Below are 22,305 nucleotides of genomic sequence, written 5' to 3'. Positions count from 1 at the left end.
AAATATTTAGAAAAATGGCAAAGAAAGGTAATAGAATTCAGGTTATTTTAGAGTGTACTGAGCACAAAGATTCTGGTATGCCAGGAACTTCTCGTTACATCACTACTAAAAACAAAAAAAATACACCAGATAGAATGGAAATTAAAAAATTCAATCCTATCTTGAAAAGAGTAACTGTTCACAAAGAAATTAAATAATTTAGGAATTTTTTTATCAAAAATTTCGAATAAAATTTTATAAGTCATGGCAAAGAAAACCGTAGCAACTTTACAGACAGCTTCTAAAAGATTAACTAAAGCTATTAAAATGGTGAAGTCTCCTAAATCTGGTGCTTACACTTTTGTAGAGGCAGTTATGACTCCAGAAGAGGTAGATGAGTTCTTAAAAAAGAAATAATCTCACGTAAACAATATTTAAAAAGCTATTTTCATTTGAAAGTAGCTTTTTTTATTTTATTTTTGTTTAAGAATTTAAAATAAACGAATGAATTTTTTTAAGAAGATATTTTCATCAGAAAAAAAAGAGACTACTTTCACGGAAGAAGCTAAGCAATCATTAGATAAAGGACTTGAAAAAAGTAAATCAAGTTTTTTTGCTAAGTTGACTAAAGCAGTGGCAGGTAAGTCTAAAGTTGATGATGAAGTGTTAGATAATTTGGAAGAAGTATTAATTTCTTCGGATGTAGGTGTAAATACAACTCTAAAAATAATTCAAAGAATTGAGAAAAGAGTAGCTCAGGATAAATACTTAGGTACAGATGAATTGAATTTAATTCTTAGAGAGGAAATTGCAGGTTTATTGTCAGAGACGAATACTGATGATTCTTCTTTATTTTCTATACCTGTAGATAAAAAGCCTTATGTTATCATGGTTGTTGGTGTGAATGGAGTGGGGAAAACGACCACAATTGGAAAACTAGCCAATCAATTTAAAAACGCAGGCTATTCGGTTGTTTTAGGAGCGGCGGATACCTTTAGGGCAGCAGCAATTGATCAATTACAAATTTGGGCTGATCGAGTGGGTGTTCCTATTGTTAAGCAGCAAATGGGTAGTGATCCTGCATCAGTTGCTTTTGACACACTTCAGTCTGCGGTTGCTCAAAATGCCGATGTTGTAATCATTGATACGGCTGGTCGTTTACACAATAAAGTTGGCTTGATGAATGAGCTTTCAAAAGTTAAGAAAGTGATGCAAAAAGTTGTAGAACATGCGCCTTCAGATGTGTTATTGGTTTTAGATGGTTCAACAGGTCAAAATGCATTTGAACAAGCGAAACAATTTACTGCTGCTACAGAAGTGACTTGCTTAGCTGTTACTAAATTAGACGGTACTGCAAAAGGTGGTGTAGTTATTGGTATATCTGATCAATTCCAAATTCCAGTAAAATATATTGGAGTTGGAGAAGGTATTAATGATTTACAAGTTTTTAATAAATTTGAGTTTGTAGATTCGTTTTTTAATTAATAGATGATTATAAAGATGATAAATTTTTTTAAAAATATGACTAATTCAAAGTTGTTAATTATTGGAATAATAGCAGCTTTGTTGGCTTTTCCATTTGATCTAGATTTCCTTAGGTTTATGAAAAGCGAAAATCTTTTTATGGGCTTACGATTGATTTCTTTTATTTTGATTTATTATGTAATTATTAAGGTAATTGACAATAAAACGAAACCAAAACTAAAGAAATGATAGTGATTTAAAACCTTTATAAAAATAAAAAATCCGATTTTATAAATCGGATTTTTTATTTTGGCTATATTTATTATAAATCTATTTAGCAATATTTACTACACGTGTTTCTCTAATTACAGTGACTTTAACTTGACCTGGGTAAGTCATTTCTGTTTGTATTTTATGAGAAATATCAAAAGATAAAGTAGCTGCCATTTCGTCGCTTACTTTTTCACTTTCAACTAATACACGTAATTCTCTACCTGCTTGGATGGCATAAGCGTTTTTAACACCTTGGAATCCATAAGCAATATCTTCTAGATCTTTTAATCGTTGAATGTAAGAATCCAATACTTGTCTTCTAGCTCCTGGTCTAGCTCCTGAGATGGCATCGCAAACTTGTACAATAGGTGAAATCAAATACTTCATTTCAATTTCATCATGGTGAGCACCGATAGCATTACATACTTCTTCTTTTTCACCATACTTTTCAGCCCATTGCATACCTAAGATAGCATGTGGAAGTTCACTTTCCGTTTCTGGTACTTTACCAATATCGTGTAATAAACCAGCACGTTTAGCTAGTTTAACATTTAAACCAAGTTCAGCAGCCATTAAACCACATAGTTTTGCTACTTCTCTTGAGTGTTGTAATAAGTTTTGTCCATATGAAGAACGGTATTTCATTCTACCTACGATTTTAATTAATTCAGGATGTAAACCATGAATTCCTAAATCGATTACTGTACGTTTACCAACTTCAATAATTTCCTCTTCAATTTGTTTTTGTGTTTTTGCAACTACTTCTTCTATACGAGCTGGGTGAATACGTCCATCGGTTACTAATTTATGTAATGCTAAACGAGCAATTTCTCTTCTAACTGGATCAAAGCAAGAGAGAATAATTGCTTCAGGAGTATCGTCAACTATAATTTCAACTCCAGTAGCTGCTTCTAAAGCACGGATATTTCTACCTTCTCTACCAATGATTCTTCCTTTAACATCATCTGATTCAATATTAAATACAGATACACAATTTTCGATTGCTTCTTCTGTTCCTACACGTTGAATTGTGTTAATGATAATTTTTTTAGCTTCTTGCTGAGCAGTCATTTTAGCTTCTTCAATGGTCTCTTGAATGTGGGCCATAGCGTCAGTTTTAGCTTCGGCTTTTAAGCTTTCTACTAATTGATTTTTAGCTTCCTCAGCAGATAATCCAGAGATAGTTTCTAATTGTTCGACTTGACTTTTGTGTAATTTTTCTATTTCTTGATGTTTCTTTTCAAGGTAGTCTACACGATTGTTGTAGTCTTCAATCTTGGTTTCTAATTCATCATTTAGCTTTTTGTTTTTAGCCAATTCATTAGAAACTTGAGATTCTTTATCTCTAGTTCTTTTTTCTGCTTCTGCAATTTTTTTGTCTTTAGCTAAAATTTCTTTTTCATGCTCAGATTTAAGCTCTAAAAATTTTTCTTTAGCTTGTAATAATTTGTCTTTTTTAATAGATTCAGCCTCAGCTTTAGCATCTTTTAATATAGAAGCGGCCTCTTTTTTTGCATTTCTTATTAGATTTGAAACATTGCTTTTCTCTAAAAATTTAGCAATTCCAAACCCAACAGCAATTCCGGCGACGATACTTAAAATAATTGTTAGTGTCATAATTTAATTGTTATATATAAAAAAAGCCTACATTAGGAGTTTGAATAAACTCGTAAAAACAGGATTTGAGCTAGCGCACTGTTCAAGGATTTACTCAAGGTAACATGCTTTAGTAGTGCAGATTTACTCATTTAAATAGTTAGTGTTGAGTTTATCAAAATTATACTAATGTAGGCAGTATCTTTGTTAATGTAAGAACGTTGTTTATTTATTTAGCAAGCTATTTAATTTGTCATCTAATTTTTTTAATCGCTCAAAAGCTTCATCAGTACTAGTACTTGAGGATATTTGCTTTTGTTCAATTTGAGAGGCAAACTGTAATGCACACATGGCTAATACATCTTGCTTATCTCTTACGGCATAGCTTTCTTCAAATTTCTTTATCGTTACATCAATCTTTTTAGATGCAGCTCGTAAGCCTTCTTCTTGCGAGGGTTCCACTGTTAATGGATACACACGGTCAGCTATTGAAATTTTTATTTTTAACTTTTCTGTCATATTTAATCAGAAAGTTGGGCTATGCAATAATCAATTTCTCTAATTAAAGCGTTTATTTTTAGCTTGGTTTCTTTTTTATATTCTTCACTGCCTAGAAGAGAATTGGTTATTTTTAAGCTTTCTAACTCATTTTGTAATAAACGAATCTTTTCATTTTTTTGTTGCATTTCATCCCTTATCATTGCTAACTCTTGAGTTAATTCTGTATTAACTTTCTCTAAATTCTCCAGTTTTTTAGACATTTTGAAGAATTTAACTTCAAGAGAATCAATAATTTTCGATAATTCGTTCATTTATCCCAATAATCTTTTCTTGATTTTACAAATTTAAAACTACTTATTTAATAATCAATAGTTTTTTTATAAAATTTTATAAGTTTTGTTAAAACATTATAAATCAGTACTCTGTTTGCTTTTCATGAAATCTAAAACTAAAGTAGCAATTAACTTACCAGTTAGATGATTATTTATTGAATCGTCCAAATCTGGCGCCCCTTCACAAAGATGTAAATATGCTGCATTATGCTCTTTGCCAAATTGATGTATAAAATGTCTAGCTTTCTCAATACTAAAACCACTCAGTGTCATAGCACTACTAGGAATTCCTGGTAAAGCATCTAAGTCAATTTCAATACCAAACGGAGTGTCGGCAACAAACGCCAAACCTACATTAATTTCATTGATAAAACTTTTTTCTTTTCTTACTGCAATTTCTTCATAAGTGTTGTATTTTACTCTATCAGAAATAGATTTCAAGGTGTTAAAAACACTTTTTGAAACAAAATTTTCATGTAACCCAAAGATGAAGTATTTTTTTAAGAAACCATCTTCAAAAGCATAGGTAAATCCATTTCCGCTGTGTCTACCTTCCATAATTCTAAAATCAGTATGCGCATCAAAATTAATGGCGTTTACGGGTTTTCCCTTTGCTAAAGCTAATCCTTTTATATTGCCATAAGCATTGTTATGCCCACCACCAATGATAATGGGAATTTTGCCTGTTTTTATAATATTGCATATTACATGTGAAACTTCTTTATCTATTTTTTCAACTAATTTAAAAAGCGCCTTACGTTCTTCTTTAATATTTGCATCTAGTTTTGCGGCTAAGGACATTTCATCTTTAAAGTTGATTTCACCTAATGCAATCAAATCTCGACCTTTGCAAAATCTATTGTGTTGAAAGTTAACCAAACTTTTAAGAGCGCTTTGAAAGGCACTTGATGTACCTGGTCTTCCAAAATTAGCTTTTACACCAATATCTTCTGATAAACCTAATAGAACAAAAGATGCTTCACTATTTTTAATAAACTCAAAAGGATTTTCTCCCTTTGGTACTGTAATTATCTTTTCGCCAAATTTTACTTCACCACTTCTATGACTTGTAATTTTAGCTAAATCATTAGCGCTGAATAGAATTAAATTTTCCATTTTGATTTAAAATTGCTTCCCAAATATACTATTTTAAGCAAAGAAATTGTAAAACCTAAGGTAAAATTTAATTTTAATCTTATTTTTGTAAAATATAATATAAATCTTAAACTAAATATACGATGGCACTTAATCATTCTAATTCCAATAACTCTGGTTTAAAAGCTATTATTGTTGTTTTAATTTTACTTTTATTAGGTAGTCTTGCTTACATTTATAAGATAAAGAATGAGAGTACTGAAATACAAACTAATTTAGTTTCTGAGAAAGCTAAACTTCAAGCGGATTTGGAAGCTAAAATTGCTGAATATGAAAAAGCAATCGCAGATAATACAGCGCTAAAAAGTGAACTAGAAGCGGAACAAGCTAAAATGGTTGATTTACTTGAGAAATTAAAAAAATCTAAAGGAGATGCAACATCAATGGCTAAATTCAAGTTGCAATATTTTCAATTGAAAAAAGATATGGATAATCTTGTGGCTGAGAATAATACATTGAAAGAAAAAAATATAAGATTGACTAAAAATTTAGATAGTACAAATGTTGTGCTTACTGATGCAAAAATTAAGATAGATACTTTAAATAATCAAAAGACAAGTTTAGTCAAAACAGTTGAGAAAGGTCAAAAACTTTCTATTTTAAATCTTCAAACTATTGCTGTAAAACAAAAAAGTTCTGGAAAGCAAGTGAATACGGATAAAGCGAGTAGAGCAGATCTTTTGAAGATTAGTTTTACGATTGCTGAAAATCAAATTGCAAAAAAAGGAGATAGAATTTATTATATCCAAGTAATTGATAGTAAAAACAATGTATTGGGAGAAAAAAAGAATGAAGCTTTCGGCTCAAATTATCTTTCTTACAGTTTTACAAAGACAATTCAATATGAGAATAAAACGGTAATTGTTCAAGAAGATTTACCAGTAAAAAACATTTTTGGAGGGTCATATTTTGTAAATGTTTTTGATAAAGATGGAAACTTGGTAGCCAAATCAAATTTTTCATTGAGATAGATTTTTTGAATTAAATTGTAAATTAACTCATCATAAGTAAAAGCCCGGTAAATCTTCAAAAAAATACCGGGTTTTTAAAACTATCGCTCTATTTTAGAGCCTTCATTAATTGAATATATCCTGCGTGATCACCTTCTTTATTATTGCTTCTGGCCTGATTTGCTAAGTTGACGATGTGATCTATATTTTCTATAGTTTGAATTAGTTCAATACTTTTTAGTAAACTTCCCGTTTTTAGTCGTGATGATAACAACTCCTTTTTTTCCTTTTTCTCCAAATCTTGCTTGGGCTTCTGGAGCTTGTAAAACTTCGACCGACTTAATTTTTTGTTTGTTTAATGGTGCATATGGACTAGTTGGGTTCTTTCCAAATAAGGATTCTTCCGTATATTCCATTCCATTAATGATGTATAAAGGTTCCTTTAATACAATTACGGTTTCAACGTCTTCATCTTCTTTTATTTGTTCACTTGAGGCTTCAATATTGTCATTAGAATACTTGTTTTTGATTGCTTTTCCATCTATAACTAAAAGAGGTGAAGTAGGAATTTCTATTTTTTTATCAGCTTCTTTTAGTTCATAATTAACATTTTGATTCATATTGACTTCTATTGCATCAAATACTTTGCCTTTTAAAATATAATTATTGTTAGTTGAAGCCATATTTGAAAAATTATTAATAGTACTGTTTAAATTCAAATAGACATCTTTAGAAGGTTGAAGATTAATTTTTGATGCTTCAACTTGTTTTTCAATTTTACTAGTAGAAAATTCCGAATAAGTATTAGATAAAATTTCAGTGTTACTTTTTTTATCTTTTTGAGTTTCTAAGGCTACATTTTCTTTTACTTTTCTAATTAATTTTTCAGTCGAATCTGTTGAAACTATGATTTCATTGGAATCTACTTTTGGTACATTTTGTTCTTTTTTTAGATTTTCTTTTTCCAACGTAAAAATATATATTAGCGTTCCTAATAAAGCTATTGATGCCGCTACAGCAATTTTTTGCCAAGTATTTTTCCTTTTAATTATTACTTGGGTGTCTAGTTTTTCTTCCACTCTATTCCATAACTTATCTACGGATAGAAAGTCTTTTTCTCCCTTTTCGGAAGCTTGTTGCATTTTTTTATATATTTTATCTTCTATATTCATCTCTTTTTTTTTCAAGTTATTACTTAGCCTTTTGATAATACAATATGTTTACTAATTCTTTTAGTTTCGTTTTAGCAACATTTAATTGTGATTTTGAGGTGCCCTCAGAAATGTTAAGTTGATCTGCTATTTCTTTATGACCAAAACCTTCTATAATAAATAAAATGAAAACTGTTTTGCTCCCTTCAGGCAGATAGTTCAACAAGTTAAGTAAATCTTCCTCCTCCAAATCAGCCATTTCTTCAGTTAGAGGCTGAACTTGAATAGAGACATCTTCTAAGTATAAATTAAAATTCACTTTTTTCTTCAATTGCATCAAACAATGATTGACGGCAATTTTTTTAGCCCAACCTTCAAAGGCATTCTCATCTTTTAATTGGTCTATTTTTGTAAAAATGGTAAAAAAAGCATCGGCCATGGCTTCTTCAATTTCTTCTTCTTTTTTTAAATACCTTGAACAGGTGTAATACAACTTTTTGACTAGTAGTTCGTAGACTTGTCGTTGTGCTTCCCGTTGTTGTTTTTTACAAGCATGTATTAGTTTTTTATCTATCATATTCTCAATAGCAGTATCAATGTCAAATTCAAAATTAAATATCTAATTTTTAAATTTCATTGTTTCTTGTTGAACCTTTCTTCTATAGATGCTTTTTTTTTGTAAAAGGTTGGAATGCGTTTAAATTATTTAAAAAAAATAATCGTAGGTGATTAAACTTACGATTATAAATATAGGAATAAAATGAAAGGTTCGTGTTTACTTCGTTTTCATTTCTTGATAATTAATTGGTATAAAATAGTATATTCTACCTCTTTATCTGTATCTTCACAAAGTAAAAAACTGATGGTTGTATCATTTTGTTGAAACAAAGTAATTCCCTCAAATTTTTTGTTTTCTGATAGTAAAATTACGTCTTCTAACTCAAAAGTTTGGAAATTAATTTTACCTAAAATGCTTCCTAGTATTTCACCGTCTTCAAATGTTGAAATAGTGTTTTCGGCGGTTGCTAAGAAATATATGTGTTCATTTACTAAAATGGCATCAGTAAAAGTACATTCTACATCATCAAGGGAAGGTAAGGATAATGGGAAATATTGAATTTGCTTGTCTTGACTGTCTGGAACAATAAAAATACCATTTTTACTATTTTGTCCATTGCCACGTTGAAATAAATACATGGTTTTGTCCACACAAATGGCACCTTCAATGTTTAATTCGTCACCTTCTAATTGGGCAATGTTTTTAAGAAAATTATAGAGTTTAGATAAATCCTTTATTTGTAATTGGTCATTGGTTAGGTCTAGTGTAAACATCATGTTTCTATTTTCAGTAGATCCTGATCCAAATAAAAATAATTGATTACCATAAGAAGTAATTGCTTCTAAATCAGGTTTGTTTTTTTTAGCTATTTTTTCTTGTGCTTCTTTGACTAATGGAAACTTTAATAAAAGATCTTTATCTAACACATATTGGTACAAAAATGAACTATTGTCGGAAATGATAAAAAGAACTTCTTTGCTAAATAGTAGCCCTGATGCAGCCTGAATTCCTTTTATTTTTTTGAATTCGGTAAGTTGAATTTTTTCCATTGTTTTGTTATTATTCCGTTTGTTTTAGCTATTAATAGTAGCGGTATCCTTATGATAAAACGGATAGCAGGTTTTGAGCTTTAATTTAAGATGTAAAGATAAGGATATCAATAAAAATACTCGAACCACAGGACGTTTTTTATTGTTTCTAATAGGTATAGGAAATTAACAAAAAAGCGATTTCAAGAGAGAAATCGCTTTTAGTTTTTTTATTTAAACTTCATAGCTAGTGTTATAATATGTGAGGATAATCCATTATTTCGATTGTAGAATCCATAGCGGACTTCTAAACTATTGATTCGTTTTACATTAAATAATCCTTTGTTATGATCTACCATTTTGTATCCTAAACCAATCATATTACTAGAGAAGGCAGATAAATCAAAGTCACTGGTAAAGAATTCATCTGCTAGATTATGTTGAAATATAGGTTGAAAATACTTAGCGGCTGTTTGTGTATAATAACGATATGGAATTGAAAGAGACGAAAAAGCCGTTAGTTTTATCGTTGGCTCAATGTTTATTGTATGCGAGTTAATGTTCCAGTTGTCCCAATAGTAACGATAAAATGTTCTTAAAATAAAATGATCTCCTAAGAAATAATTGGCACGCATTCCTACAGGTAATTTAAATCGGGTATCGGGTAAGTTTTCAGATTTCACAGTAGCTCCAGGATCATTGAAATATACGCGATTAAATTTGGTTGCTAATAGTCCTTCTTGGTATCCTATATCTACTAAAAAAGCTATTTGAAAATTTCGATTCATCACTTGTGAAAGAGTAAGTCCTAGATTATAGGAAGTTCGTGGTTTCAAGTCTCCTTGTTTGTAATTAGGGTTTGGATTATTTCGAAGTTCAATAGGTAAGATGATTTTCCAAGTGTCAAAAAATGCCATTCCTTTCACATTGAATTCGGTATTTTTATTTTTGGAATATTTGGTGTAACCTAAATTGGCTCCCAATGAGAAATAGTCAAATTCAGTTGAAGCTGAAACGCCTGATGAAAAAATTTGTCTTTTTTCCTCATTTTCAGAACTAAAACTTAAAGAAGGATATACACGTACGTCTTGATAAGAAGCAGAAGTAACCGTGTTTGGATCAATTTTGTCAGAAGAAGCCGAAGTGTATGAGTCAACTCCTAATTCAAATCCATATAGTTGTTTTCTGTTTTTTTTATCTCGTCTAGATACTTTGATGTCCAAAGTGGTTGCCACATCTGTTAGTTTTTCCGTTCCTCTTCCTCCAGTAACGGCTGAATTATTGCCGTCTTGTGTATAGTAACTGGAAATAAAATTAACTTCTTCTATTTTCAGTTTTGTTTTTTTATAGGCAGAACTATCCGTTGTGGTTTCTTGGGCTTTTGCTTTGTGACCTAAAAGAAAGGCTAAAAAAGCGGCTGTAAATACTTTTCTTTTCATGATTATTTAATCAATTAGTTACAACCACAACCTCCACCTGTTTTTCCGCCATTGGCGCCTGAACTTGCTTCGCGATAGAGCATAAAGGTGTTTTCAAATTTCTCTGATTTTCTTGCGCTTAGCTCCATATCCGAGTCGTTTATTTTTGATTTTTGATATTCTTTTACTTCAGCACAACTAACTAAGGTTAGTAAAGCGAACACTGCTACTATTCTTTTCATTTTATGAAAGTTTAATGTTTTTGGAATGATATATTTGGTCGAAATCATCTATAATAATACAGCCTATGTTAGGTAATTGATTAATAAAGTCTAAGCCAACTTCAATTCCCATAACAGTTACTGGAGTAGCTAAGGCATCGGCTATTTCTGCATTTTCTGCAATAATCGTTACACTTTTTATACCGCTAATGGGATAACCTGTTTTAGGATTTATAGTGTGCGAATATTTTTTTCCTCCTATAATGACAAATTTTTCATAATTCCCTGATGTGGCTACTGATGTATTGGTGATTTTAAATGTAGAAAATAAAGCTTCTTTTTTATTTGGGTCTGCTATACCTATCGTCCAAGCTGCTCCGTTTTCTTGATATCCCCAAGTTGTTAAATCACCAGCAGCATTTACTATTCCACTTGTTACACCATTTTCTATTAATATTTTTTTAGCTCTTTCAGCGGCATATCCTTTCCCAATGCCACCAAAACCAACGCGCATGCCTTTTTCTTTTAAGAACACACTTGTGTCATTTGGATTTAAAATGATATTTTTGTAATTGATTAACTCTACTGTTTTTTTGGCAGTTTCTTCATTTGGTAGTTCTTTCATGTTTAAATCAAAATTCCAAAAACGTTTGTCTATGCTGCCATAACTAATGTCAAATGCACCTTGTGTCATTTTGGATAGCATTTGACATCTAAAAATTAAATCATATACTTCTTGAGGGACTTGTACAGCTTCTATTCCAGCGTTTTCATTGATTTGATAAGTTACACTATCCTCGGAAAAAGTTGTGAGAAGTTTTTCAATTCGCTGAATTTCAGCAATGGCTAAATCAATTTTATTGTAAGCCCAATCTTCATTGTCACTTACAACAGAAATCTCAAATCGATTTCCCATCAATCTCAGATTTTTTTTGTAAATCATTAACTTTTCAATTTTTCTATAAATTCAGATAAGGTCTCTTTTGGGTATTCTTCCCATTTTTTGATAACTTTTCCCTCTTCATTCAAAATAATTATTAATGGGAATAACCCTTTTGAATTGTATTTTTCAGCCAAAGCTTCGTTCTCCTTTTCTACTTCTTTTGCTAGCTTATTTTTAGATTGCCTAGGAAAATCGGCGTTGTAGATAATTAATTCTGTTTTTGCAAAAGCTTGAAATTCTTCTGTTTGAATAATGAATTTTTTAAACTTAATGCAAGGTGCACACCAATCAGAACCAGAAAAATAGAGCATTATTTTTTTATGTTCTTTTTTTGCTTGCTCTAATTTATATGCAAAAGTTTCTGTTTGCTGTGCAAAACTGAAACTAGAAAAAATTACTAATAATGCAATGATTTTTTTCATTTCTTTAACTTTATTCAAAGTAAACGAAAAAAAGGTTTTGAAATTGTAACAAATATTACAATTTATGTAGTTTGGATTTAATCTAAATATCAGTAGTTATTCCCAACTTTCGATGAGTAGTAAATTTCCTTTTTCGTGACTAATGCTGACTAGGCCATCTTGTGCTACATGGTTACTACTTCCTGTTTTTACTCCTAATTCTAGTGTGTGATTTTCGAGGGGATAATATAAATTTTTTGAGTAGATACCAGTTACGGTTCCAATAGGAATAAGAGATAGAATGGCGTCTTTAGGGTACCATTTTTTAAATTGGTTGGGTAGTAAAAAAATCTTAGAATAATCGTCGAAAATAACAATTTTAAGTAATGCTTTATAATTACAAATAGTCGTAATATTGACGAGTGTGTGGTCTGCTCTTTTTCCAGTGGCCCAAACAATGTTAACCGCTAGGTGTCCTTTTTCAATTAAGTAATCTAGCGCTTTTTCTAAATCAGTTTTGTTTTGATCTGGAGTATGTATAATTTCTATGGGGAAGTGTTTTTCTTTGTAATAAGAGGAATCAAACTCTCGATCAAAATCTCCCAATAAGACATCTACTTTGATACCTAAACTTAACACTCGTTCAATAGCGCTATCTAATACCACAACAAAAGGAGACCATTCCAATAGTTGTCCTAATAATTCTTCACTACAAGCGGCTCCATTAGCAATAATTAATGCTGGTTCTTGGTCATCGCGAACAATATGATGAGAAGACATTTTTAGGGTTTTTAATTGGTTCAGTCAAAGATAGTATTTTCCTAAATAGGGCGGATAATTTTATTTTTTCAAATTTGATTTATTGAATGGTGTAATTTCTTACATCTATTTCTGATAGTCTAAAGTATCCTAAAGGATAATCATCTGGATTTGTTTGATTGCTAATGTTTCCTCTTACTGTCGCAGGTGGTGTAGCAAATGGACCATTACTTGAACCTCCAGCCACATTAATCAATATATTCATGTAATAGTAATATCTTTTAGAAATACCGTGTAAACTGAATTGAATATTTTGTCCACTCTCAAAATCTTCATCAAAAATTAAAGAGAACATGTTGTTTCCATTAGTAAATTCATCATTTAATACTCCGTATAATGGGAAAGGTTTAAAGGGTACTTGATACTGTTCTAAATAATAGTTTTCTTCGGTTGAATTGTCTTGAAAGTTAAATTTTAGTTCAATATCATTCCCAGTGAGACCAGCATCATTTCTTTGAGAAATAGTCGTTATTTCAGGTACGGCATAAAGTTTGTCCGAAGCGGTATATGTTGTTCCATTTGCTACCACTGTCAAGGTGTAAGTTTCGTTAACTATAGGATTGAAATTTGTACAAACATAATTTCCTGTGCCTGAAACTTCATTAAAATTGAATATGTTTCCATTAGAGTCTGCAACTGTAACTATTGCACCATTAACTACCGGGACAGTATTTTGGTAGTAATCCCCAGTAGTTGTAATTCGGATGGTTTGCTCATTACCTGTTGTTCCTTTTTGCCATTTAATTGAAGCGTCAATTACGATCTTGGGAGCCGCATTAGCTAAGTCAACATTAACTACATCTTCACAACTAATTAATGTTAGAGTTAAAAGTAATATAATATAAGAGAATAGTTTTTTCATCATTTAAAATTTAAAGTTATACGTTACACTTGGTACCATACCGAAAATGGAAAGTCTAACGGCTTCATTATTTCCGCTATCTTGGTTTTGTCTAAAATTAATTGACGCGGCATTTCTTCTATTGTATATATTGTATATACTAAAGACCCATTCTCCTTTCCAATTACGGTTTTTGTTTTTGCTTGGGGTTAAGGTTGCTGATACGTCTAAACGATGGTAGGTTGGTAAATTATTTTCATTTCTATTACCATAAACGGGTACATTGATTCCTTGATATTGGTATTGCCCTGTTGGGAAAGTTACGGGTTGGCCTGTTTGAAGCGCAAAAATACTTCCAAAACTCCATTTTTCATTCCATCTGTAAGCGGCTGTTATAGATACATTGTGTGTTTTGTTCCAACCTGTTTTGTACCATTCTCCATTATTAATTCCGATTTCGTTTGGTGTTCTTCCTGCTGTTTTTTGTTCCGAACGAGATAAAGTGTAAGAAGCCCATCCAGTTAATTTGCCTTCATTTTTTTTTGCTAATACTTCTAAACCATATGCTCTAGATTTACCAGCTAATACTACTTGTTCAATAGCTTCGTTCGCAATTAAATCAGCTCCATCAATATAATCTAATCGATTTTTTACTTTTTTATAGAAGGTTTCAATTTCTAATGTATAATCTCCATTTTTGATATTCTTGAAATAACCTAATGCATATTGATCTAAAATTTGAGGTTTTAAAAAGTTGTCACTTGGTGCCCAAACATCAAGTGGAGTAGGAGATTGTGTGTTTGAAATGAGATGCAAATATTGTGACATTCTATTGTAACTTGCTTTAACAGATGAACTAGCATTAATTGTGTAAGCTACTGCTAGTCTCGGTTCAAAATTATTAAAATGGGCAATAACATCATTTTTACCATAATACTTTGTTCCTGTAGGAGTGGCTTTTTCATAAATCTTTATTTCTTCATTGTAAAGTACCGCTTGGTTATTTGCATATGTATTGATTGTTTCTTGTCCTAAACGATAAAACATACTATATCTAACGCCATAATTAATTGCTATTTTTTCAGATATTTTTTGTTCTGCATCGATATAGAATGAAGGTTCAAATGCATATTTTTTTGCTAGTTGCTTTGGATTGATACCCGATTCGCTGTCGGTAGGTTCTATTTTTCCAGGATTAAAGGAATAGTACACTAAATTGGTACCATAGAACAATTTGTATTTATCTGTTAGATAATGTTTAAAATCATATTTAAAATTATAATTTTTAATACCGCTATCCCAATTAAATCCAATGAAGTCTAATGTTAATCCATAATAGTAGTCACTATAAATTAAAGACATATTAGAGAATAGTTTATCAGAAAATAAGTGATTCCAACGCACATTTAACACCGCATTCCCATAGGTATTCATAAATTGATTATTTAAATTGAATACATCTCTTCCGAAGTAACCTGATAAATACAGGTTATTTTTGTCGTTTATTTTGTAATTCAATTTGGTATTCAAATCATAAAAATAGGCCGAATTTTGATTATCTGTTACTTTCAAAAATAAATGGGCATAACTGCTTCTTCCCGCAATCAAAAATGAACTTTTATCTTTTACAATAGGACCCTCGGCAAGTAAACGGCTAGAAATTAAACCAATGCCTCCATTCATGCTAAATTTATTGCTGTTTCCTTCTTTTTGATAGATATCTAGTACAGAAGCTACACGACCTCCATATCTAGCAGGAATTCCTCCTTTGTAAAGTTTTAGATCTTTAATTGCATCCGCATTAAATACAGAAAAGAAGCCAAATAAGTGTGAGGAATTATAAATAGTGGCCTCATCTAATAGAATTAGGTTTTGATCTGCTGAACCTCCTCTGACATTGAATCCAGATTGTCCTTCACCCGCATTAGTGACTCCTGGTAAAGTTAGTATAGAGCGAATTACATCCACTTCTCCTAAAACAGCTGGCATTTGTTTAATCTGTGCAATAGACAATTTATTTACACTCATTTCGGGTTTGTCTATTTTCAATATTTTGTTATTGCTTTTAACTACAACTTCTTCAATTTCTTTACTTTTTTCTGACAACAAAAAGTCTTTTTTTGTATTTGATTGAAGCTCTATTGTTTCGGTTACTGTTTCAAAGCCTAAATTTTGAATGGTTAATTCATAGTTTCCTTTGCTAATTGAAATAGAATAATAGCCATATTCATTGGTTTGTATGGTTCTATTAAAACTAGTTCCATTTATTTGTATGTTTGCTCCAATAATTGTTTCATTACTTTTTGCGTCTTTAATTGTACCGCTTAAAGTTACTTTATCTTGTGCTACGGTTATTAGAGAAAATAAGGAAAAAAGCAGGCTAAAAATTTGAATATTTCGTAACATGAATCGTTTTATTTTTAAGACGCAAATTTGGGGTTTTTGTTACGAAACAATTGTTAATTTTGGGTTAATAAAAAAAGCGATTCTTTTAAAAGGAATCGCTTTTTTAAACATTTTAAATTAATATTATAATTTAGATATAATGTTATTAAATGTTTTACTAGGACGCATAGCATTTGAAGTAAGTGCTTCACTTGGTTGATAATAACCACTTATGTCTTGTTTTTTACCTTGTGCTACAATTAATTCAGTATCAATTTTAGCCTCATTGGCTGTCATTTCTTGTGCAATTGGAGTGAAAAAGGCTTTTAATTCTTCATCTTTATTTTGGTTAGCTAATGCTTGAGCCCAATATAATGCTAAATAGAAATGAGAACCTCTATTGTCAATTTCACCTACTTTACGCGCTGGTGATTTATCGTTAGCTAGAAATTTAGCATTAGCTTCATCTAAAGTATCAGCTAATACTTGTGCTTTTTGATTGTTTTGTGTCTGTGCTAAATGTTCTAGTGAAGCTTGTAATGCTAAGAATTCACCTAATGAATCCCAACGTAAATAGCCTTCTTCTAAAAATTGCTCTACATGTTTTGGAGCCGAACCACCTGCGCCTGTTTCGAACAATCCACCCCCATTCATTAAAGGAACTATAGACAACATTTTAGCTGAAGTTCCTAGTTCCAAAATAGGGAATAAATCGGTCAAATAATCACGTAACACGTTACCAGAAACAGAAATAACATCTTTTCCTTCACGGATGATGCGTAATGTTTCAGTCATTGCATCTTTTATGTCCATGATGCGTATGTCTAGACCAGTGGTATCGTGATTTTTTAAATATAATTCTACTTTTTTGATGATCTCTCTATCGTGCGCTCTTTCTTTATCTAACCAAAAAATGGCTGGTGTATTTGATAATCGTGCTCTATTAACTGCTAATTTAACCCAATCCTGAATAGGAGCATCTTTAGTTTGACACATTCTGAAAATATCACCTACTTCTACGTTTTGAGTCAATAAAATATTGCCGTTTTCGTCTTCCACAGTAACTTTTCCTGCTGCATTTAATTGGAATGTTTTGTCGTGAGAACCATATTCTTCCGCTTTTTGAGCCATTAATCCAACATTAGGTACAGATCCTATTTTTGTAGGATCTAAAGCTCCATTTTTCTTCATATCATCAATACATGCTGCATAAAAGCCAGCATAAGAACGATCAGGGATCATAGCTATGGTGTCTTCTTCTTTTCCTTCAGCATTCCACATTTTTCCACCATTTCTTGCTAAAGCAGCCATAGAAGCATCTACAATAACATCTGAAGAAATGTGGAAATTGGTAATTCCTTTATCTGAATTTACCATGGCTACCCTTGGGCCATTAGCTAAAGCTTTAGCTATGGCTTCTTTGATTTCCGCTTCTTGAGGTATTCCTGTAATCTTATTGTATAAATCTTGTAATCCGTTATTAGGATTTATATCTAATGATTTGAATAAGTCGGCATACTTAGTATATACTTCGGCAAAGAAAGTCTCAACAATCGCTCCAAAGATAATTGGATCTGAAACTTTCATCATCGTTGCTTTTAAGTGTGCTGAGAGCATTACATTTTTTGCTTTAGCGTCAGTAATAGTTGCTTTAGCGAATTGCTTTAGCGCATTTAAATTCATAACTGAACTATCAATAACTTCACCAGCTTTTAAGTTAGCAAAGTCTTTTAAAATAGTTGTTGAACCTTTATCTGAATTGAAAACGATTCTAAATTTTCCATCTTTTTCAACTGTCGTAGAAGTTTCAGTTCCGTAGAAATCACCAGTATTCATGTGAGCTACCTCAGTTTTGCTATCAGCAGCCCAAGTTCCCATACGGTGAGGATTTGCTTTAGCATAGTTTTTAACCGCTTTTGGAGCACGACGGTCTGAATTTCCTTCACGTAACACTGGATTTACAGCTGAACCTAATACTTTAGAGTATTTGGCTTTGATGTTTTTTTCTTCTTCGTTTTGAGGTTCTTCGGGATAGTTAGGCACTGCAAAACCATGAGATTGTAATTCTGCAATCGCTTCTTTTAATTGGATAACTGAAGCAGAAATATTTGGTAATTTGATGATGTTTGCTTCCGGTGTATTGGCTAATTGCCCTAATTCGGTTAGTGCATCATTTACTTTTTGTTCTTCTTTTAAAAATTCAGGGAAATTAGCAAGGATTCTGCCAGCTAAAGAAATGTCTTTAGTTTCTATATCAATACCTGCTGTTTTTGTAAAAGCCTGTACGATTGGAAGGAACGAATGAGTGGCAAGCATAGGTGCTTCATCCGTAATGGTATAAATTATTTTTGAATTAGACATGATATAAATTGTTTGTTTGTATTTGTGTAGCAAATATAGTGATTTTAAGAAATTGCCTGAAAATTTACCCTTTCAAAATTGATTATTAGGGATTTGACAATAAATGGGTTAAAAAAAACGATATTTTTAAAAAACAGGTTCCAAAATTACAGATATAAAAAAATCCCGAACAAGTCGGGATTTTTTATTGCTTTCAAAAAGAGTATTAAGCTCTTCTTTGTTTGATTTTTGCTTTTTTACCAGTAAGTTCTCTAAAGTAGAATATACGAGCTCTACGAACTTTACCTCTTTGATTTACTTCAATCGATTGTAAAGCAGGCATGTTTAAAGGGAAGATACGTTCAACACCTACAGCACCTGACATTTTTCTGATTGTAAAAGTTTCAGTTAAACCAGTACCTCTTTTTTGGATAACCACACCTTTGAAGAACTGCGTTCTTGTTTTTTCACCCTCTTTAATTTCGTAGTATACAGTGATGGTATCTCCTGCATTAAACTGAGGGAAATCTTTTTTTGTTACAAATTCGTTTTGAACGAAATCAACTAAATTTGACATAATTTTTAAATATAAATAATTAAACCTGAGCAACATACACGTCTTTCGCCAGAGGTTGGTCAAATGTGGGTGCAAAATTATGTTTTTTTTATTAATTAGCAAAATGTTGATGCACTATTTTAATTCCTAGACCGTTAATTTTATGGTAAATTTTCAAAAAACTTCTGAAACGGGTCTTTTAACTTCTAACTTTTGAATTATATTTGCCCATTAATTTGAATATATGAAGTTTGATTTACTAAAGAAAGACCCAAAAAGTCAGGCCAGAGCCGGAGTTGTAACCACAGATCATGGGGTGATTGAAACCCCAATTTTTATGCCTGTAGGTACTGTAGCTTCAGTGAAAGGAGTGCATCAAAGAGAGTTGAAACAGGATATTAATCCAGATATTATTTTAGGTAATACTTACCATCTATATTTGAGACCACAAACCGATATACTTGAAAAGGCTGGTGGTTTACATAAATTTATGAATTGGGATAGAAATATTTTAACCGATTCAGGAGGATATCAGGTATATTCTTTGTCTTCAAATCGAAAAATTAAAGAGGAAGGTGTTAAGTTTAAATCGCACATTGATGGATCTTATCATTTCTTTTCTCCCGAAAATGTAATGGAAATTCAGCGTACTATCGGTGCTGATATTATTATGGCATTTGATGAATGTACGCCTTATCCATGTGATTATCGTTATGCTAAACGTTCTATGCATATGACGCATCGTTGGTTAGATCGTTGTATAACACATTTGGATACTTTACCTTTTAAATATGGTTATTCACAAGCTTTTTTTCCTATTGTTCAAGGAAGTACTTACAAAGACTTACGTCAGCAATCGGCTGAGTACATTGCAAGTGTAGGTGCTGAAGGAAATGCAATCGGAGGATTGTCAGTTGGTGAACCCGCAGAGGAAATGTATGCTATGACTGAAGTGGTTACAGCTATTTTGCCTGAAGATAAACCTAGATATTTAATGGGCGTAGGAACACCTATTAATATTTTAGAAAATATAGCTTTAGGAATTGATATGTTTGACTGTGTAATGCCTACACGAAATGCAAGAAATGGCATGTTGTTTACGGCTAATGGAATTATCAATATAAAGAATAAAAAATGGGAAGATGATTTTTCTCCAATTGATGAAATGGGACATACTTTTGTAGACTTAGAATATTCTAAAGCTTATTTAAGACACTTGTTTGCTGCTAATGAATATCTAGGAAAACAAATTGCAACTATTCACAATTTAGGTTTTTATATGTGGCTTGTTCGTGAGGCAAGAAGACAAATTTTATCTGGTACTTTTAGAACTTGGAAAGATAAAATGGTGGTTCAAATGGCTCAACGATTATAAGTTAATAAGTAAAATAAGTTTCAAGTTGTATGAAATTAATTGATTGGTATATTTTAAAGCGCTATTTAGTCACTTTTTCAGTAATGATTCTAATGTTTATTCCTATAGGCATTATTATTGATGTTTCTGAGAAAATCAATCGCATGATTGAAAATAAAGTGGCATTGAAAGATGTAGCCATTTATTATGGTGGATTTACCATATATTTTGCCAATTTATTATTTCCTATTTTCTTGTTTTTATCGATTATTTGGTTCACGTCCAAATTAGCTAATAATACAGAAATTATTGCTATTCTAAGTTCAGGCATTTCATTTACTCGTTTTTTAAGGCCCTATTTAATAGGTGCATCCATCATTTCTTTCATTGTTTTAATTATGGGTTTTTTTATTTTGCCCAAAGCCAGTGAAAAATATTGGAATTTCAGGTATACTTATCTAATAAAAGGAAGTACAAATATTGAAAACACAGATATTTTTAGACAACTATCTAAAGATGAGTATATCTACTTAGCTAATTTTAATGTGTTGTCAAAAACAGGATTTGATGTTGTTTTCGAAAAATTTAATGATAATAAGTTAGTCTATAAAATAACGGCTAATCGGATGAAGTATAATGAGCGAACCAAAGATTATACTTTATATAGCTATGTCAAAAGAAATATAGGAGTTAATAACGATACTTTTGAAAAAGGAGAGCGTTTAACGGTTAAATATAACATTGAACCAAGTGATTTAACCCCTACTATTTATGTGGGTGAAACAATGAATGTTTTTGAATTATATAATTTCATTGAGAGAGAAAAAAGTAGAGGAAACTCAAAAATTGATGTCTACTTGGTTGTATTGTATAAACGCTTTAGTAATCCTATTTCTGCATTTATATTAACCATTATTGCTGTTGCGGTTTCTGCTATGAAAAGGAGAGGAGGAATGGGGATAAACCTAGCCATTGGAATTAGTATTGCTTTTGCTTTTATTTTCTTTGATAAGATTTTTGTTAATTTAGCTGAAAAATCGAGTATTCCTCCTTTAGTAGCTGTTTGGTTACCTAATGTTATATTTGGTGTTTTAGCTTATTATTTGCTTAAGAATGCCAAAAGATAATTTAAAGCATTATTTACATCTTCATCTCATCGTTTTTGTTTGGGGATTTACAGCTATTTTAGGTGCTTTAATTTCGTTAGATGCACTTCCTCTAGTTTGGTGGAGAATGTTGATAGCAGTAGGCTTAATTTTTTGTTATATTTTCTACAAAAAAATTCCTTTAAAATTACCAAAGAAAGAGTTATTTCTTTTGCTTTTTGCGGGGTTAATAATTGCCTTGCATTGGTTCACTTTTTTTAAGGCAATTAAAATTTCTAATATTTCAATAACATTAGCTTGTTTATCAACAGGAGCTTTTTTTGCTTCCATTTTAGAGCCTATTTTGTTTAAAACTAAATTAGTCTGGTATGAGTTGTTGTTTGGTTTAGTTGTTTTAATAGGTCTTTATTTTGTGATTGATGCCTCAGCACCTGGATTTATTCAAAATAGTTTACATTCTAATTTGTCTGGAACCATGAATGGAGTAATAACAGCTTTGACTTCCGCTTTTTTATCCGCTCTCTTTTCAGTTATTAATGGCCAATTTGCTAAGCGAATTAATCCTACTGTCATTTCTTTTTATGAATTACTGGGAGGTGTTTTATTTTTCAGTGTAATTTTATTTTTTTCAGGACAATTTAGTTTCGATTTTTTTGTTCTTTCATCAGAAGACTTATTTTGGCTTTTTATATTAGCTTCTATTTGTACTGCCTATGCTTTTATTGCTTCTGTACACGTAATGAAGTTTTTGTCACCATATACCGTTATGCTTACTATTAATCTTGAGCCTGTCTATGGAATTGCATTAGCGGTATTGTTATTTGAAGAAAAAGAAAAAATGGGATTAGGCTTTTACATAGGTGCTTTGATTATTCTTATAACTGTGATTATGAACGGCTTAATAAGAAATTTTAAAAAAAATAAATAGTTTGT

The 22,305-nt window shown here is 31.2% G+C and carries 23 protein-coding genes and 1 other RNA gene; 7 read left to right on the top strand and 17 right to left on the bottom strand.

The window, feature by feature from the left end:
• Positions 1-14 precede the first annotated feature (14 nt).
• From rpmG to ftsY, 3 genes are all read left to right on the top strand, one after another.
• On the top strand, positions 15-197 hold the full coding sequence (rpmG, locus tag QZ824_RS03715) for a 50S ribosomal protein L33 (protein WP_014389077.1): 183 nt from the start codon (positions 15-17) through the stop codon (positions 195-197).
• A gap of 46 nt (positions 198-243) precedes the next feature.
• Entirely contained in the window at positions 244-396 is a 153-nt protein-coding gene (locus QZ824_RS03710) for a DUF4295 domain-containing protein (RefSeq protein WP_291274686.1), read from the top strand.
• An 87-nt stretch (positions 397-483) separates the two neighbouring features.
• Positions 484-1,464 carry a signal recognition particle-docking protein FtsY gene (gene ftsY, locus QZ824_RS03705; protein ID WP_291274685.1) on the top strand — a complete coding sequence of 327 codons (981 nt, stop codon included), beginning with the start codon at positions 484-486 and terminating at the stop codon, positions 1,462-1,464.
• Positions 1,465-1,773: 309 nt separating this feature from the next.
• Here ftsY and rny read toward each other — a convergent pair whose 3' ends face one another.
• From rny to QZ824_RS03680, 5 genes are all read right to left on the bottom strand, one after another.
• Positions 1,774-3,336: a ribonuclease Y gene (gene rny, locus QZ824_RS03700; RefSeq protein WP_291274693.1), complete on the bottom strand. Its 1,563-nt coding sequence runs from the start codon at positions 3,334-3,336 to the stop codon at positions 1,774-1,776.
• A 43-nt stretch (positions 3,337-3,379) separates the two neighbouring features.
• Positions 3,380-3,484, bottom strand: a non-coding RNA gene (gene ssrS / locus QZ824_RS03695) — 6S RNA.
• Positions 3,485-3,537: 53 nt separating this feature from the next.
• Positions 3,538-3,831: a cell division protein ZapA gene (locus QZ824_RS03690; protein WP_291274684.1), complete on the bottom strand. Its 294-nt coding sequence runs from the start codon at positions 3,829-3,831 to the stop codon at positions 3,538-3,540.
• Positions 3,832-3,833: 2 nt separating this feature from the next.
• On the bottom strand, positions 3,834-4,073 hold the full coding sequence (locus QZ824_RS03685; RefSeq protein ID WP_291274683.1) for a hypothetical protein: 240 nt from the start codon (positions 4,071-4,073) through the stop codon (positions 3,834-3,836).
• A 147-nt stretch (positions 4,074-4,220) separates the two neighbouring features.
• Positions 4,221-5,261 (bottom strand): arginase family protein, encoded by a 1,041-nt coding sequence (locus QZ824_RS03680; RefSeq protein ID WP_291274682.1) that lies wholly within the window; start codon positions 5,259-5,261, stop codon positions 4,221-4,223.
• A gap of 122 nt (positions 5,262-5,383) precedes the next feature.
• Here QZ824_RS03680 and QZ824_RS03675 point away from each other — a divergent pair, with 122 nt between their 5' ends.
• Positions 5,384-6,271, top strand: coding sequence for a hypothetical protein (locus QZ824_RS03675; protein WP_291274681.1), 888 nt, complete (start codon positions 5,384-5,386; stop codon positions 6,269-6,271).
• A gap of 206 nt (positions 6,272-6,477) precedes the next feature.
• Here QZ824_RS03675 and QZ824_RS03670 read toward each other — a convergent pair whose 3' ends face one another.
• The 12 genes from QZ824_RS03670 to rplS form a co-directional block, all read right to left on the bottom strand.
• On the bottom strand, positions 6,478-7,422 hold the full coding sequence (locus tag QZ824_RS03670) for a hypothetical protein (RefSeq protein ID WP_291274680.1): 945 nt from the start codon (positions 7,420-7,422) through the stop codon (positions 6,478-6,480).
• Between the two features lie 19 nt (positions 7,423-7,441).
• Positions 7,442-7,978 carry a sigma-70 family RNA polymerase sigma factor gene (locus QZ824_RS03665; RefSeq protein ID WP_291274679.1) on the bottom strand — a complete coding sequence of 179 codons (537 nt, stop codon included), beginning with the start codon at positions 7,976-7,978 and terminating at the stop codon, positions 7,442-7,444.
• A gap of 209 nt (positions 7,979-8,187) precedes the next feature.
• Positions 8,188-9,009, bottom strand: a complete 822-nt coding sequence (locus QZ824_RS03660) for a hypothetical protein (protein ID WP_291274678.1) — start codon at positions 9,007-9,009, stop codon at positions 8,188-8,190.
• Between the two features lie 209 nt (positions 9,010-9,218).
• The gene (locus QZ824_RS03655) at positions 9,219-10,427 is read right to left on the bottom strand and encodes a DUF3570 domain-containing protein (protein WP_291274677.1); all 1,209 of its coding nucleotides are present in this window, start codon (positions 10,425-10,427) and stop codon (positions 9,219-9,221) included.
• A 14-nt stretch (positions 10,428-10,441) separates the two neighbouring features.
• Complete coding sequence (locus QZ824_RS03650) at positions 10,442-10,648, bottom strand: DUF4266 domain-containing protein (RefSeq protein WP_291274676.1); 207 nt, start codon at positions 10,646-10,648, stop codon at positions 10,442-10,444.
• Position 10,649: 1 nt separating this feature from the next.
• Positions 10,650-11,543, bottom strand: coding sequence for an FAD:protein FMN transferase (locus QZ824_RS03645; protein WP_291274675.1), 894 nt, complete (start codon positions 11,541-11,543; stop codon positions 10,650-10,652).
• A gap of 26 nt (positions 11,544-11,569) precedes the next feature.
• The gene (locus tag QZ824_RS03640) at positions 11,570-11,992 is read right to left on the bottom strand and encodes a thioredoxin family protein (RefSeq protein ID WP_291274674.1); all 423 of its coding nucleotides are present in this window, start codon (positions 11,990-11,992) and stop codon (positions 11,570-11,572) included.
• Between the two features lie 96 nt (positions 11,993-12,088).
• Positions 12,089-12,751 carry a thiamine diphosphokinase gene (locus tag QZ824_RS03635; RefSeq protein WP_291274673.1) on the bottom strand — a complete coding sequence of 221 codons (663 nt, stop codon included), beginning with the start codon at positions 12,749-12,751 and terminating at the stop codon, positions 12,089-12,091.
• A gap of 79 nt (positions 12,752-12,830) precedes the next feature.
• Positions 12,831-13,655: a DUF4249 domain-containing protein gene (locus tag QZ824_RS03630; RefSeq protein ID WP_291274672.1), complete on the bottom strand. Its 825-nt coding sequence runs from the start codon at positions 13,653-13,655 to the stop codon at positions 12,831-12,833.
• Complete coding sequence (locus QZ824_RS03625; RefSeq protein ID WP_291274671.1) at positions 13,656-16,037, bottom strand: TonB-dependent receptor; 2,382 nt, start codon at positions 16,035-16,037, stop codon at positions 13,656-13,658. It abuts the gene before it with no gap.
• Between the two features lie 123 nt (positions 16,038-16,160).
• Positions 16,161-18,377, bottom strand: a complete 2,217-nt coding sequence (locus QZ824_RS03620) for an NADP-dependent isocitrate dehydrogenase (protein ID WP_291274670.1) — start codon at positions 18,375-18,377, stop codon at positions 16,161-16,163.
• A gap of 205 nt (positions 18,378-18,582) precedes the next feature.
• The gene (gene rplS / locus QZ824_RS03615; RefSeq protein ID WP_291274669.1) at positions 18,583-18,933 is read right to left on the bottom strand and encodes a 50S ribosomal protein L19; all 351 of its coding nucleotides are present in this window, start codon (positions 18,931-18,933) and stop codon (positions 18,583-18,585) included.
• Positions 18,934-19,156: 223 nt separating this feature from the next.
• On the opposite strand from rplS, the gene tgt reads away from it, so the two are divergent.
• From tgt to QZ824_RS03600, 3 genes are read left to right on the top strand one after another with little or no spacing between them, the layout of a single operon-like run.
• The gene (gene tgt / locus QZ824_RS03610; protein WP_291274668.1) at positions 19,157-20,287 is read left to right on the top strand and encodes a tRNA guanosine(34) transglycosylase Tgt; all 1,131 of its coding nucleotides are present in this window, start codon (positions 19,157-19,159) and stop codon (positions 20,285-20,287) included.
• Positions 20,288-20,316: 29 nt separating this feature from the next.
• On the top strand, positions 20,317-21,393 hold the full coding sequence (locus QZ824_RS03605) for an LptF/LptG family permease (RefSeq protein ID WP_291274667.1): 1,077 nt from the start codon (positions 20,317-20,319) through the stop codon (positions 21,391-21,393).
• Positions 21,380-22,300: a DMT family transporter gene (locus QZ824_RS03600; protein ID WP_291274666.1), complete on the top strand. Its 921-nt coding sequence runs from the start codon at positions 21,380-21,382 to the stop codon at positions 22,298-22,300. The genes QZ824_RS03605 and QZ824_RS03600 overlap by 14 nt, the downstream gene beginning before the upstream one ends.
• The last annotated feature ends 5 nt before the right edge of the window (positions 22,301-22,305 follow it).

This window comes from Flavobacterium sp., assembly GCF_021151785.1.
GTDB lineage: Bacteria > Bacteroidota > Bacteroidia > Flavobacteriales > Flavobacteriaceae > Flavobacterium.
This window is presented reverse-complemented; position numbering and strand designations above follow the sequence as displayed.